Here is a 13,103-nt window from a genome sequence, read left to right as displayed (position 1 = left end):
GTGTAGGGCAGTTCGTCCTATCGGGCGCGCGGGCCGGGGTCAGGCGGAGACGGGGGTCCGGGACAGGGCGGTGCGCAGCGCGAAGGCGCCGAGCAGGCCGCCTGCCGTGAACCGCTGGGTGGCCATGAGGCGGGGCCGGGCAGCCAGAAACCCCGAGACCTGTGCCGCGCCCAGCATGATCAGCGCGTTCACGGTGACCGCTATGACGATCTGCACACCACCGAGCTGGAGCAGCTGTGCCCAGGCCGGGCCTGCCTGCGGGTCCAGGAACTGGGGCAGCAGCGCGGCGTACATCAGGGCGATTTTGGGGTTGAGCAGGTTGGTCAGCAGCCCCATCGAGAACAGGCGGGCGTCAGAGAGCGGGGGCAGGTCCTGGTCCGGAGCGAAAGGCGAGCGGCCGCCAGGCTTGAGCATGCCCCAGGCGAGGTAGGCCAGATAGGCGGCCCCGGCGAACTTGACCACCGTGAACGCGACCGGCACGGCGGCGAACAACGCGGACAGGCCTGCAGCCGCGGCCAGCAGGTAGCACAGGAACCCGACGGTGGTCCCGCTGAGGCTGACCAAGCCCGCCCTGCGACCTTGGGTGATCGCTCGGGAGGCGAGGTGAACCATGTTCGGTCCCGGAGTCAGGACCATGCCCAATTCGACCAGGGCCACCCCTCCCACCGCGGACAGAGTGATCAACGGTCAACCTCCTGGTCGTTCCTGGGGTACCTGACACCTCGGAGTGGGGAGCCGCCCGAGGCTGTTTACGGACGGCTACGACGCATCAGCAGTATCTGACTCGCCTGCTGCAGGCTACGCTCCTGCCGTTCGGGACCTGCATGCACCCCGTGACGACCGTTCCGAATGCGCCAGGTGCCGGGCGCGACCGTCGGTAGCGTGACCGCTGTGATGGTGGGAACCGAAGAGACCCGGCTGGTCGTGCTGCGCGGCAACAGTGCATCGGGGAAGTCGTCCGTCGCGGCCGGGCTGCGTGAGCGCTTCGGCCGCGGCCTGGCCGTAGTCGGCCAGGACAATCTCCGCCGCATCGTGCTCCGAGAGCACGACCGGCCCGGTGCCGCGAACATCGGCCTGATCGACCTGACAGCCCGCTACGCGCTGGACGCCGGATTCCACGTCGTGGTCGAAGGCATCCTCTACGCCGACCGATACGGCGACATGCTCACGGAGCTGCGCGCCGATCACCGAGGCTCCACCCACGGCTACTACCTGGACGTCCCGTTCGGCGAAACACTCACCCGGCACGCCACCAAGCCGATCGCCGACGACGTCAGCGAGAGGCAGCTGCGCGACTGGTACCGGGCACGCGATCTCCTGCCCGGCGGCACCGAGACCGTCATCAACGCCGACAGTGCCCTGCACGAGACCGTCGACCGCATCATGCACGACACCGGCCTGGCCCACCTGCCCGCCGTGGACCGCTGACCGGAGCACCGTTGCGGCGCGCCGGCCCCGCCCCGACCATGAGGCCGCCCACGGGTACGGCCATGCCGTGTCCAGCCCCGACTCTGACCGACAAGCGCGAACCTCCCATACTCCGCAGGTGCACTGCCCGGCCCGTACGCGCGCAACATCTCCTCCTGGCACCCACGGTGCTCCCCGGCAATCTCGTCCAGTTGCCGCACATCCTGGTCAACGCGTCCACCGGCGGCGGCAAGTCGGTGACGCATCGCCTGCCGGATGCTCCACCACGGCTCGCTCGGACACGGTGCACACGCCGGAGAGGAGCGATCACCGTCTTCCGCAGACTCGCCGACCCGCGCGCACGCTCAGCCGACGGCACCGTCGCCCGCTGTTGGCACTCCTCCATCGCCCCGTCTCCGGGGGGATCACTGGTTCATTCAGCGCCAAGAAGTTGTGGACTCTGTGCTATCGACCAGATGCCCCGCCGACACCAGGCTGGATAGCGCACCACAGTTGAGCGGGGAGCAGGATGCCGGTCAGGGCAACTGTCACAGGGGACACGGCCCCGCACGATCGCAGATGGCTGAGTTGCGGGAGTTGGCGGGTTCTGCGGGATGTGCCGGTTGGCGTGGCGCTTCGCGCACGGGTCGTGTTTGTGGTCGGCCGAGGGGCGGCGGCGAAAGGACATCGCCGAGCTCACCGGTGGAGCACCACTGACGGTGGACAGCCGCAATCCCCACTATGTCGAGCGAGGCCTTTCCGGGTAACAACTCGAAGTAACACAAACAGAATCAAAAGACACTGGTCTTCTGAGGATGGGGAGTGTTTCATGAAGTACAAGCTCGGCGCGGGAGTCGCCGCTGGAATGGCCCTGGGCCTTCTGAGCGCAGGCACGGCGGCAGCGGCCCCGGCCGGATATCCAGGTGGCCATGGGGCCGTCTTCATCCCGGCGTCCCCGGCATCGGCGACGTCGACGGCACACTCCAGGCCGGAGGTGGAACCCGACCAGGAGCACGCGTGGAGGACAGTCAGGGTCTCTGTGCGGGGCGCAGACGTTGCCGTCCGCGCGTACGAGTCGGCGAACAACTGCCGGAACTACCCGTCCAGCAGATGCCGTCTCCTGGGTCGAGTGACGAACGTGGAAGCCCGGGCCACCTGCCGGAAGAAGGGGCAAAAGGTGACCGCTGGGGGAGCTACCAGCGCCTGGTGGACCTTCCTCGACCCCAAGGGGCCAGTGCATGGCGGCTGGGTCAGCAACGTCTACGTTCGCGGCGGCGGTGTACCGAAGTGCGCCTGATGGACGGGGACGGGCCATTTTGCCGACACGCGTTCGAAGTTACGCACTGACTTTTCTCAGCTGATCATATGCAGATTCCGTTGAGGGCGAGGGCTTTGCTTGGGCGATGTCGCCGATCCGGCTGGACTGAGAGTGACGCGTCGCCGGACGCGCCGTCGTTGCTTGAGTTCGGCGGCGGCGCGTTCGCCGAGGGCGCGGCTTCTGAGCAGGCCACCGTTGGTGGTTCGCGTGTCCGTGTGCAGGGCCTGCTCGAATCGGCTTTTCGGGCGCTGGATCGTGACGAGGAGGCTGATCCGGGCGCCGATGTAGCCCTTGTCGGCCGAGTGGGCAGGCCGACCGCCGCGGCGCCGAACTCCTCTCCCAGGTCCTGACCGAGCGCGAGGAGAAAAACAGCGTCGCCATCGCCTCCAACGAGTCCTTCTCGGGCTGGGCCAAGACCTTCACAGACTCCCGCCTCTGCGCAGCCATCGTCGACCGCCTCACCTTCGGCGGCAACATCATCGAAACCGGCACCGACTCCTACCGCCTCGCCGCCACCCGCGCCCGAGCGGAACGAGCAGCCGTCTGAGCGCAGTCCGCCTGCTCTATCGAACTGGCCCGCACTCATCGACGATCAAGGTCGGCTCCGACAGGAAGACATCCCGGTCGACAGGGCCGTAAGCAATGTTGAACGTGTCGAGCCAGTACGACCAACCGCGGATTCCCAGGGCGCTGGTGAACCGGTAGTTCAACTGCCAGCGGACCCACTGCCCGGGAAGCAGTCGAACCGCCGGCGGCCTGCGCGGCCGAGGCGGCAGCCCGAAGAGCGGCTCCACACGAGCGAGCACTCGGAGCCGATCACCCTCGTCCCGCAGGCTGACACCGACCTCGCGAAGGTCTTTCCGGCTCCAACGTGGCTCGAAGACGTCACGCTCGGACACCTGGACGAAGTGAGCAAACCCAGAGGGCACCTGAGGCAACGAGAAGCCGACCGGCGTCGCGTTCCTGCGGGCAGCTGCCTCCCCGCCCCGGGACTGCTTCGTCCAGGACGTCTTGATCCACTGCACGGTGATGTCCACTGCACCTGCCTTTCGCCGAGAGCCTACGGTCAACATTTGCTTGACGTCACTCAGGTTCCGACGCAACTGCCTGCTGCCCGGACATCATGGTCAGTGCCACCTTGGTCATGTACCGGATGAGGCCTTCCCCCTGTGAGGCAGTCCGGCCAGCATCTCCAGGGCCGCCGCGTACTTGGTCCGGGCCTGGTTGGCGAGGATGACGTGGGCGGGTGGCGGCACTGCGGTCATAGCACCACCCCGGAGAATCCGGTCGGCTGCCGTGGCAGGCGGTACAGCCGAACTGGTGCAGGATCCGTCGTCCGGCGGCTGGGCCTGGGCGGGCGAAGGTGCGGACGGAACGCGCGGCGCGGCCGAAGACGGCACTTGGTGCGCGACGAAGGAAGAGGCCGCCGCTCGTGCCGGAGCCTTCCTGCGGGAGCATGCCGCCACCCTCTCGTAGTGCTCCAGTGCGGTTTCGCCCGGCTCGTGACCGGGCCCGGGGAATGAAAACAGGCACTCATGGCGGTCGGATATGCGGCGCTCGGCCGCCCACATGGCAGTGCGGTCGTGTGGGTGGCCGAGCTCAGGGTTCCCCGGCGTGGGTGGTCTGGTCCGGGGTGTCGGGGTGGGCGGACGAGGTGAGGATGCCGCTGCTCACCGGGCGGCTGGGGCCGTTATCCTTCGGTATGGATGCGGCTGGCATCAGTCCGTCCGATTCGTCCTGGTCCGCCATTCACTGCTCATCAGGGGGCTGAGCGGTCTCCTTGGCGCGGTGCCGCAGTAACGCCGCTGCTTCTCGCAATATCCCGGCCATACCTCCACCGCCCTCCTCCATCAGCTGCGCCGCGCTCCGGAAATCTGGAGTTGCGGTCCCGCGTTCACCCGGACGGGCTAGGCTTCCGTGCAGGCCGCGCCAGAATGGAGTGTGCGGAGTGTTGCGCCCTGAACAGGAAAGGGAGTTGGTCGTAGGTCAGCTTCTGGACATGGTGCTGTGCGAGAGATGAAGGAAGGCCCTTCGGAGCCGCCCTGCGGGGGGAGGCTTCAAACCGCCTCATGCTGCGTTGGCTGAAGACCGTCGTGGTGAGCGATGAGGAAAAGGCGTCGTGAGAGGCGTCAGGTGGGGACCGGGAAGACGAGCGTGAGCGAATCGCTGCTGACGTGTCGAAACACACAAAGACGACATCAAAACCGGGGCTTTACTCCGGTCCTGGGATGAGTCCGGCGGATACCCGTTTACTGGCCGGGCGGTGTCCGGCATGCAGGTGACGTGAGCCCGGTCTGCTGCTCTCGCATGGAACAGGGGAAGACGCGCACCGATACACCCCGTGCATGACCGGCGGGGGATAGGGAGACGCCCAAGCGGCTTAAACCGCGAGGGCCTGAGTACCGATGCGGGGCGCGTCGGCGGACCGGCTCGTAGTAGTGCCGAAACGCTTGTAATGGGCGTGGAGCGAAGGGGCCGGGCCGCTCGTGACTGTGTTGATCGCATCAACCGGACGATGTCCGGGAGGAATCCGATGGGCCAGTTGAAGTCACAGGCCAAGCCGTTCGATATCTCAAAGCGGGAAGTGATGGAGGCATGGAAGGACGTCAGAGCGAATAGAGGCGCCCCAGGAGTGGACGGACAGAGTATCGCCGAATTCGAGAAAGACCTGCAGAGCAACCTCTACAAGGTCTGGAACCGGATGTCATCGGGCTCTTACTTTCCTCCTCCGGTGCGCATGGTGGAGATTCCCAAGCCGAAGGGCGGCGGTACGAGAATCCTAGGGATTCCGTCCGTGGGTGATCGTGTGGCGCAAACCGTCGTGGCCCGTCATCTGATGCGGAGGGTGGATCCTGAATTCCACCAGGACTCCTACGGATACAGGCCCGGACGGTCGGCGCTGGACGCGGTCGCGCGGTGCAGGGAACGCTGCTGGAAGAAGGAATGGGCCATCGATCTCGATGTCCAGAAATTCTTCGACAGCGTGCCCTGGGACCTGCTCGTCAAGGCTGTGGAAGCTCACACGGATGCCGTATGGGTGATTCTGTATGTCAAGCGGTGGCTCGAAGCTCCGCTTGAGCACCCCGACGGCAGCCTTCTGACCAGGGAGAGCGGAACGCCCCAGGGCGCTCCGGTTTCTCCCGTCTTGGCGAATCTGTTCATGCACTACGCGTTCGACCTGTGGCTGGACCGGGAGTTCCCCGGAGTCGAGTTTGAGCGCTATGCGGATGACGCGGTGATCCACTGCGTGACCGAGCGGCAGGCCCAACAAGTGCTGGCTGCTCTTGTGAACAGGATGGAAGAGGTAGGGCTGCGTCTGCACCCGGCCAAGACCCGGATCGTGTACTGCAAAGATCGCAAGCGTTGGCGTGACTATGAGCACACGGCGTTTACGTTCCTCGGCTACACCTTCCGCGCCCGCAAGAACCGGGACACGTATGGCAGGGACTTCTTGTCCTTCGACCCGGCGGTCAGCAAGGACGCCCTGAAACAGATGAGCGCGCAGGTCCGATCCTGGCGCCTGCACACGCGCTCGGATCTGTCCTTCGTAGAGCTTGCCCGACGGATCAACCCGGTCGTGGCTGGCTGGATCAACTACTACGGGCGTTTCCGCCCGCGGGAGCTCGGTCCCCTCCTCGCTCGCATCAACTCCTACCTGGTGCGATGGATCCGCCAGAAGTGCAAACGGCTTGCGGCGAAGCGGAAGGCGTGCGCGAAACTACAGGAGATCGCGAAGCGGTACCCACGTATGTTCGCGCACTGGCGCTACACCGTGAACGTCTCGTCGGCCTGGTGATCAGAGCGGCAAGAGCCGTGTAATGGGAGACTGTTACGCACGGATCTGTGAGAGCCGAGGGGTGAGATTCCCCTCGGCTACTCGGCGGGCCTCGGTCCCCACGCGGGGCGCAGTACGGCCAGGGCCGCACCTCCAGCGCTGCTGCACCGTCGCCCAGTCGAGTCCGAGTTGGGCCTGCGGAGCGCGTCCGCAGGGAGCTTGCCGCGGCCGGCTCCGGGTGTTCGACAGAAACACCCCGAGTTTCACCGCGTGCTCCTGGCCGTCGACCACAACGGTCTCGACGTGGGCCCTTGCGACCTTCACGTGCCCTTCCCGGGCCTTGTACTGGGTCAAGGGCGACGACACCCCGCTCGAACGCTGCGGAGACCCCCTTGCGGGTCTTCGTCGGCGCCACGATCTGAGCACCACCGCGGACACATACCTCTTGGAAGACGAGGCACAGGTGATCCGTCGTGTCGCCGAGCACCTGGCCGAGCGTGAACTCCGGGCTCAGCAGGCCCCGCCACCGGTCGCTGTCGGCTACGAGGCCGACGACCTGGCGGTGTTGTTCGGAGGACTTCCGCGATGACTCTACGTTTTCACCCACCTGCACTTGAATGCCGCTTGGCCGGTACTCGACTACGGGGAAAGTAGATTTGCACGTCAAGCTAACCCTCGGACACCGATGTGCGGACTGATCGCGTCGTCGATGAGCTCCGCAGGAGGGGGATAGAAACGTGAAGGGCACTCTCAAAGCGTTGTGCATCACCACGGCCTTGGCTGCCGCCATACTGGGCGCGCCCGCCACAGCGAACGCGACCGCCACATCGTCATGCACCGCCATCTCAAGCACAGCCATGCGGTTCAAGGAGGGCACTCCCATGCATGTGTTGCCCGCGGGAAGCTCCAGGGTCTCGGGCTACCTCGACGACTACTACCGCTCTGTCGACCAGTCGTGCGTCAGCAACGCCGGCAAGCAGTGGTGGCATCTTCAGCTCGAGGGCGGCTACGTCTATGACGGCTACCGGATCGGCTGACCACTGCCGCATGCCGCCACAAGTAGGGTGGCGTTCACTCACCCACACGCGGCACATGGCGGGTAGCCCCGGACCTCGGCCTCGATCGCCTCGCACACGATGGAACCTTCGTGGCCAGCCCGCAGCGGGACCGTCCGAAGGTACGATTGTGCGGCTCGCCGGCCGGGGCCCAGACCGTAACGGCCTCGCGGAATAACTCCGCTCGTGCGGAGCACAGCTACGACGACAAACTGAGCAATGAGTTCTGATCGGTATGCGGGGGCTCCAGGCCGGATCCGGCCTGGAGCCCCCGCATACCGATCCTGTCTCCCTGGCGTGCCGAGGTGGCCTGGAAGCTCGGCCGGGGTGCTGGGAGGAGACGCAGCCGGCCTCCGTGTGTGGTTCGGAGATCAACTGGCGAATCAGCCGGGGCCGCACCCCGCACTCCAGCTACACCGCCCACTCCAGCCCGAGTCCGGCCAGCTGCCGGAGCGCGTCCGCAGGGAGCTTGCCGCGCCGGCTCCGGGTGTTCGACAGGAACACCCCGAGTTTCACCGCGTGCTCCTGGTCCTCGACCACCACGGTCTCGGTGTGGGCCCGGGGGACCTTCACGTGTCCCTCGCGGGTCTTGTACTGCGCGAGGGCCGCGATGCCCCGTTCGAAGGCGGCCGAGGCTCCCTTGCGGGTCTTCGCCTCCTTCACCGGCGGTTCTTCGGCGGCGGGCAGTGGCGTGGTGCCGAGTTCGGCCAGGCGCTCGCGCTGCCCGTCGCTCAGCTGCTCCCACCCCGTGCGTTGCGCGTGCAGCCAGGCCCCGATGTCCTGGCCGCCGACGGTGACGCCGGGCAGGATCTCCTCCAGCGTGCCCCCGTCGTCCAGCACCGCGGCGAGCGCGGCGTACCGCTGCTGCCACTCGAAGGACCAGCTCGGGTTCCAGTCCCGGTCGATCCGCTCCAGCGCATCCCGGCGCTCCGTTGCGCGCTCGGCGTCCTTGCCCAGTCCGCCGGTCTTGCGGAGGTTGGCCAGCCATTGGCCAACCGCTACCCCGTCCATGACCGCATCCTTCGGCGCGGCCAGGGTCCGGTGCATCGCGAAGTAGGCGCGGGCGGCGGAGAGGTTCTTGTAGAAGCGGGCGTCGGCGACGGACCAGACCATGCCCAGCTCGTCCAGGAGCTCGGCCCGCCAGGCCTTCAGCGTCCCGGCCCGGAACGCGCGGCGCTGCTCGCTGACCCACGCTCCCAGCGCGTAGGTGCCGCCGTTGCCGTCGCCGCCGTTGTTCTCGGTCGCCTGGATCGGCACGACCACGTCCATCGGCACCTGGGCGTGTCCTTCGGCCTCGACCCATTTGCGCAGGGCGTTGTACCCCGACAGCCACACCTCGGAGTCCGGCCGCAGTACCCGGGTGCGCAGGAAGTCGGCGATGACGTGGGGGTTGCGGGGCAGGGAGAACCGCAGCAGCGGCACCGCAGCAGCACCCCGTTCGCCCTCGTCCTCCTGGCCCCGGTCCTCGCCACGTTCGCCGTCCTCGGCGCGGGCTTCCTGCGCCCCTGCGGCCTTGCTGCCCGCCGCGGCCTCTTCACCCTCCTCGCCGTCGCCGCCGGCCTGCGCGGCTTCCCCCTCGGCTCCGGCGCCGGCCTCCGCTGCCTCGGCTTCCTCGGCTTCCTCGGCGTCAGCGCCTTCGTCTTCGTCCTTCTCTCGTGCGGGGTCGAGGGCGACCACGGAGGTGGCCTTCCCGCGGGAGCTGGCCGTGTGCAGCTGCATCTTCTCCAGGGCACGGGCATCATGAGCACGCAGCCCCTGGAGCACGGCGACCAGGGGCCGGTAGCTGGGGGAGGCCATCATGTCCTCGGGGTCCTCACCGGGCAGCAGGAAGACGGGCACGATCAGCCGCGCGACCTTCCCCTCACCCGGCTCCTGACGCAGGCCCCGGCCGGTGATCTGCACGATGTCCACCGGTGAGGAGCGGGTGTCGGCGAACACCACCCCGTCGACTCCGCGCTTGCCGCGGATGTCGACCCCCTCGCCCAGCACCCGACAGCTGGCCAGGATCCCCAGGTCGGTCACCCACCCCTCGGCGTCCAAGCCGTCGGCGAACCGGTCCAGCACCACCCGCCGGTGGGCTGCCGGGTGCTCCCCCGCACAGCCACTCCGCCCCCCGCCCGCCGCGGGTAGGTCACCGGGTCCGTCTCGTACAGCTCCGCGGCCGTCTCCGGCAGCAGCGGCGGCGGACTGGCGCGGGACCCACCTGGGACGCCATCACCGTCCCGTGGCTCATTTGCACGGCATGCGCATGACTCGATAACGTACCGACCAACTTAATGCTCTAGTTCACGCATTAAGTCTGACCACGATCGCGATGGGGAATGAACGACCCATGAAGATACGCACGTTGGCAGCGGCAGGCATGACCGGCGCCGCCCTCCTCGCCACGCTGACCGTCGGCACGGCCACGGCCGACACCGTCGCCACGCCTACCAAGACCGTCACCACCCGGGCAGGAGGCGACCCCGCAGACTGCGGGTATCAGAAGGGCACGGCGAAGGAGAGCGTAAGGATCCGCTCGAAGGCGTCGCTCGACTCGAAGGCCTACGGCCTGCTCCCCAAGGGCAAGACGGGCGGCACCTGCGACTCGAGCGGAGCCACCAAGAAGGGCCAGACCTACAACCTCTGCGGCAAGAAGAGTAACGTGTGGGTCGAACTGGCCTACGCAGGCAACCGGGGATGGGTGCCCACGGCCTGCCTCAAGGGATGGTACGCCTGATTCCAGGCCTCCCCGAGGCCTGACCACGGTGCGCCGCGAGCGGAATGCCAGCTCGTGGCGCACCGACGCGTTCAGCACCGCGCGGCGGCAACGCCCTCACCACACCGGGTCTGTCGACGAGGCTCCCGGAGACGGCCGACATCGGCGAAGGCGAGTTCGAAGGGGCGTTCATCCGGTCGGGGGATGAAGTCTTCGAGGGCGGCCTGCCGGACGCGGAGCCGCCCTGCTGCGATCTCCTGGGCATCAGCGGTTTCCGCCTGGGTGACCGCGGTGGCTGAGCGGTCGATGGCCAGGATGCTGCCGGATGTCAGCCGTGCTGCGATGGCCCGGGCCGCGGCGCCCGGCCCGCACCCGATCTCCAGCACCTTCATATGCGGTTCGAGCGGCAGCGCGTCGACAACCGCGGCCAAGCGGCGTGTGAGAGGGGGTGACATGAGCCGACCCTCCCACAGCAGAGAACTGGCATCGCCGCCTGCACAACCTGGCGCTCACCGGATAGCCACCGCCTGCATGATTCACAATGCTGTCGCGAGGGTGGAACGAATGGGCGGTGGAGATGCGCGTACTGACGTGGAACCTCTGGTGGCGCTTCGGCCCGTGGGAGGAACGGCGAAAGGCCATCCTCGCGGTGCTGAGCGACCTCCAACCCGATGTCGTCGGCCTGCAGGAAGTGTGGGCCTGCGGCGGAGAGAACCTCGCGGAATGGCTCGCGTCCCGCCTCGGCATGCACTGGACTTGGGCACCGTCCCGCGCGCCACAACGATGGCAAAAGCGGCTTGGAGACTCGACGGTCGACATCGGCAACGCCGTCCTGAGCGGCTGGCCCATCTCAGAGCACGAGGTAGCGCAACTGCCCGCCCGTGCAAACGACGATGACGGCCGTCTGGCCCTGTATACACGCATCGACGCTCCCACACACCAGGTGCCGTTCTTCACCACCCATCTCACATCAGCCGTCGATGCCTCGGCGATTCGTTGCCAACAGGTCAGATCGCTGGCCGAGTTCGTCGCCGCTCACAGCCGCGGAACCGACTTCCCGCCCGTCGTCACGGGCGACTTCAACGCATGGCCGGACTCCGATGAGGTGCGGCAGTTCGGCGGCTACAAGACGGCACCCGCCGTCACCGGCCAGGTCTTCCTTGACGCGTGGGAGTACGCAGACCCAGCGCAACCGTCAGCGACCTGGGACGCGGCCAACCCGTATGTTGCGGCCGGATGCGAACCCAGCGTCCGCGTCGACTACATCCACATAGGCCCACCCGGCCCTGAAGGTCTCGGCTCCGTCACCTCTGTCCGCCGCGTCGGCGACGAGCCCGTAGACGGCGTCTGGCCCTCCGACCACGCCGCTGTCTTCGCCCACCTGCGGAGACCTTGAGAGCGGCACGCACTGCCCTGACCAGCTGTTATGAGACAGCCTTCAGGCTCCTTGGGAGCGACTGTTTGTGATGGGGGTGGGCGTTGGGTGTAGCCCGGTCCTGGCCCGGCGCCGGTCGCGTCGCCGGACTGGGGCCCGGTCTCCCGGGCGGTGAGGACGTGCTGCGTCTGGCCGTGTAGCTGGTCTCCCGCCCCACCGGCCCGGCCCGGGCCGCCGGCGGCACGCGGGCGTGTTGGGGGAGTTGTGGGAGGTGCTGGTCGGCGCCGGCGACGTCGGTGCCGTGGGATTCGACCCGGGCTCGTTCATCGGGGCCCGGGGCAGCGGCCGGGCCGTTTGTTCGGCGGGGCCGGGAATCACCGAAGGCCGCTACCGAGGCGGTGTCGGCCGGTGTCGGTCGGTGTCGGCAGGCGTGGGCCAACGCGCTTGCCGGTGTTCTGAAGGTTGGGGCTTGCGGCCAACTCGCCGTCAGGGGGACACCACTTGCCGTCGGTGTCGCTGTGGCAGCGTCTTGCTGACGGGCTGTGGCCGCAAGGCGGAGTGTCCTCGACCGGCTGCTCGGTCATGCGCGGTGTCCGGGGCCGGAGGACCTCGACCAGTCTGCGGCGGCGGGCTGGGCGTGCCGACGAATTCCTGGGTGCGGGTCAGTCCGGGCGGGTCCGCCAGCCGGGCGATGCCGAGGTCGGTCAGCATGGGGTGCAGTTCGCTGTCGGCGTCCATGTGCAGGACGTTGGCGGGCTTGAGGTCCCGGTGCACGACGCCGTCGCTGTGGCTGGCCGCGAGCGCGTCGGCGATCTGCGCGGTGAGCAGCGCGGCCGCCACCGGCGGGAACGGGCCGTTCTCCCGCAGATAGCGGTGCAGGTCGGGGCCGTCGATCAGGTCCATGACCAGGGCCGGCAGATCGCCCTTGACGGCCAGGTCCGGGGTCCGCACGATGTTGCGGTGGGTGAGCCGCAGCAGCACGGACCGCTCGCGCAGGAAGCGCATGGCTTTGCTCACGAGTTTCGACAGCCGTTGTTCACCGTGTCCTTCGACAGCCAAGTTGGCCGAGTACAGCGCGCTGGTCTGCGTCGACTGAGTTGGGTGTCAACACGACGTTCGATGGACCGGTTCATCGTGTCACAAGGGGGCGCGATTGCCGTGGGAGGTGTAGGGCTTGTCGTCGGCGACCGCCTCGGGGTGAGAACGTGGGCGTCCGATCGGGTCGCGGTCCCGGTGGGCCAGCCCCTTGAACCTCCGTCCAGGTGCAGGTGCAGGTGCAGGTCCTGGTGCAGGTCCCGTCCGGTACCCTCAGGGCTGGCCGTTTCACGGCCTGGGACATCAAACAGGTGTCTGCGAACCTTGGTTCTTGCTGGGGGTGAGCGTGAAGGATGCCTCGTCGCGGTCCGTGCCGTCGGTGATCCACCACCTGTCCCCGCCGAAGAGTGCCAGTTCTGCGCGGCCGTCGCCGTCCCAGT

Annotated in this window: 13 protein-coding genes and 2 pseudogenes; 9 read left to right on the top strand and 6 right to left on the bottom strand. The window is 67.6% G+C overall.

Going from position 1 to position 13,103, the window contains the following annotated elements; genetic code table 11:
* Nucleotides 1–39: 39 nt before the first annotated feature.
* Nucleotides 40–684: a LysE family translocator gene (locus ACFYYR_RS26040; RefSeq protein WP_388858235.1), complete on the bottom strand. Its 645-nt coding sequence runs from the start codon at nucleotides 682–684 to the stop codon at nucleotides 40–42.
* 210 nt (nucleotides 685–894) lie between these two features.
* On the opposite strand from ACFYYR_RS26040, the gene ACFYYR_RS26035 reads away from it, so the two are divergent.
* The 3 genes and pseudogenes from ACFYYR_RS26035 to ACFYYR_RS26025 form a co-directional block, all read left to right on the top strand.
* The gene (locus ACFYYR_RS26035; protein WP_388858721.1) at nucleotides 895–1,428 is read left to right on the top strand and encodes a kinase; all 534 of its coding nucleotides are present in this window, start codon (nucleotides 895–897) and stop codon (nucleotides 1,426–1,428) included.
* A gap of 808 nt (nucleotides 1,429–2,236) precedes the next feature.
* Nucleotides 2,237–2,704 carry a hypothetical protein gene (locus ACFYYR_RS26030; RefSeq protein WP_388858232.1) on the top strand — a complete coding sequence of 156 codons (468 nt, stop codon included), beginning with the start codon at nucleotides 2,237–2,239 and terminating at the stop codon, nucleotides 2,702–2,704.
* A 328-nt stretch (nucleotides 2,705–3,032) separates the two neighbouring features.
* Nucleotides 3,033–3,272: pseudogene (locus ACFYYR_RS26025) on the top strand (ATP-binding protein); the annotation flags it as partial.
* Nucleotides 3,273–3,288: 16 nt separating this feature from the next.
* Here ACFYYR_RS26025 and ACFYYR_RS26020 read toward each other — a convergent pair.
* Together ACFYYR_RS26020 and ACFYYR_RS26015 are read right to left on the bottom strand one after the other, a co-directional pair.
* On the bottom strand, nucleotides 3,289–3,762 hold the full coding sequence (locus ACFYYR_RS26020; RefSeq protein ID WP_388858229.1) for a hypothetical protein: 474 nt from the start codon (nucleotides 3,760–3,762) through the stop codon (nucleotides 3,289–3,291).
* A 105-nt stretch (nucleotides 3,763–3,867) separates the two neighbouring features.
* A complete protein-coding gene (locus tag ACFYYR_RS26015) occupies nucleotides 3,868–3,990 on the bottom strand; it encodes a hypothetical protein (protein WP_388858226.1) in 123 nt (40 codons plus the stop codon).
* Nucleotides 3,991–4,021: 31 nt separating this feature from the next.
* On the opposite strand from ACFYYR_RS26015, the gene ACFYYR_RS26010 reads away from it, so the two are divergent.
* The 4 genes from ACFYYR_RS26010 to ACFYYR_RS25995 all read left to right on the top strand — a co-directional run bounded on the left by ACFYYR_RS26010 (nucleotide 4,022) and on the right by ACFYYR_RS25995 (nucleotide 7,537).
* Nucleotides 4,022–4,201 (top strand): hypothetical protein, encoded by a 180-nt coding sequence (locus ACFYYR_RS26010; RefSeq protein WP_388858223.1) that lies wholly within the window; start codon nucleotides 4,022–4,024, stop codon nucleotides 4,199–4,201.
* Between the two features lie 1,057 nt (nucleotides 4,202–5,258).
* Entirely contained in the window at nucleotides 5,259–6,521 is a 1,263-nt protein-coding gene (ltrA, locus tag ACFYYR_RS26005) for a group II intron reverse transcriptase/maturase (RefSeq protein ID WP_388858219.1), read from the top strand.
* Nucleotides 6,522–6,945: 424 nt separating this feature from the next.
* Nucleotides 6,946–7,089: a hypothetical protein gene (locus tag ACFYYR_RS26000; RefSeq protein WP_388858216.1), complete on the top strand. Its 144-nt coding sequence runs from the start codon at nucleotides 6,946–6,948 to the stop codon at nucleotides 7,087–7,089.
* A 292-nt stretch (nucleotides 7,090–7,381) separates the two neighbouring features.
* The gene (locus ACFYYR_RS25995; RefSeq protein WP_388858213.1) at nucleotides 7,382–7,537 is read left to right on the top strand and encodes a hypothetical protein; all 156 of its coding nucleotides are present in this window, start codon (nucleotides 7,382–7,384) and stop codon (nucleotides 7,535–7,537) included.
* A 429-nt stretch (nucleotides 7,538–7,966) separates the two neighbouring features.
* Here ACFYYR_RS25995 and ACFYYR_RS25990 read toward each other — a convergent pair whose 3' ends face one another.
* Nucleotides 7,967–9,622, bottom strand: coding sequence for a Helicase associated domain protein (locus tag ACFYYR_RS25990; protein ID WP_388858210.1), 1,656 nt, complete (start codon nucleotides 9,620–9,622; stop codon nucleotides 7,967–7,969).
* Nucleotides 9,623–9,887: 265 nt separating this feature from the next.
* Between ACFYYR_RS25990 and ACFYYR_RS25985 the strand changes: the two genes are divergently transcribed.
* Nucleotides 9,888–10,274, top strand: a complete 387-nt coding sequence (locus ACFYYR_RS25985) for a hypothetical protein (protein WP_388858207.1) — start codon at nucleotides 9,888–9,890, stop codon at nucleotides 10,272–10,274.
* A gap of 71 nt (nucleotides 10,275–10,345) precedes the next feature.
* Here ACFYYR_RS25985 and ACFYYR_RS25980 read toward each other — a convergent pair whose 3' ends face one another.
* Complete coding sequence (locus ACFYYR_RS25980) at nucleotides 10,346–10,684, bottom strand: methyltransferase domain-containing protein (RefSeq protein WP_388858204.1); 339 nt, start codon at nucleotides 10,682–10,684, stop codon at nucleotides 10,346–10,348.
* Between the two features lie 146 nt (nucleotides 10,685–10,830).
* Here ACFYYR_RS25980 and ACFYYR_RS25975 point away from each other — a divergent pair, with 146 nt between their 5' ends.
* Nucleotides 10,831–11,649: an endonuclease/exonuclease/phosphatase family protein gene (locus ACFYYR_RS25975; RefSeq protein ID WP_388858718.1), complete on the top strand. Its 819-nt coding sequence runs from the start codon at nucleotides 10,831–10,833 to the stop codon at nucleotides 11,647–11,649.
* Between the two features lie 546 nt (nucleotides 11,650–12,195).
* Here the strand turns inward: ACFYYR_RS25975 and ACFYYR_RS25970 are convergent.
* Nucleotides 12,196–12,666: pseudogene (locus ACFYYR_RS25970) on the bottom strand (protein kinase); the annotation flags it as partial.
* Nucleotides 12,667–13,103 lie beyond the last annotated feature (437 nt).

The organism is Streptomyces sp. NPDC001922 (assembly GCF_042891165.1).
Lineage (GTDB): Bacteria > Actinomycetota > Actinomycetes > Streptomycetales > Streptomycetaceae > Streptomyces.
This window is presented reverse-complemented; position numbering and strand designations above follow the sequence as displayed.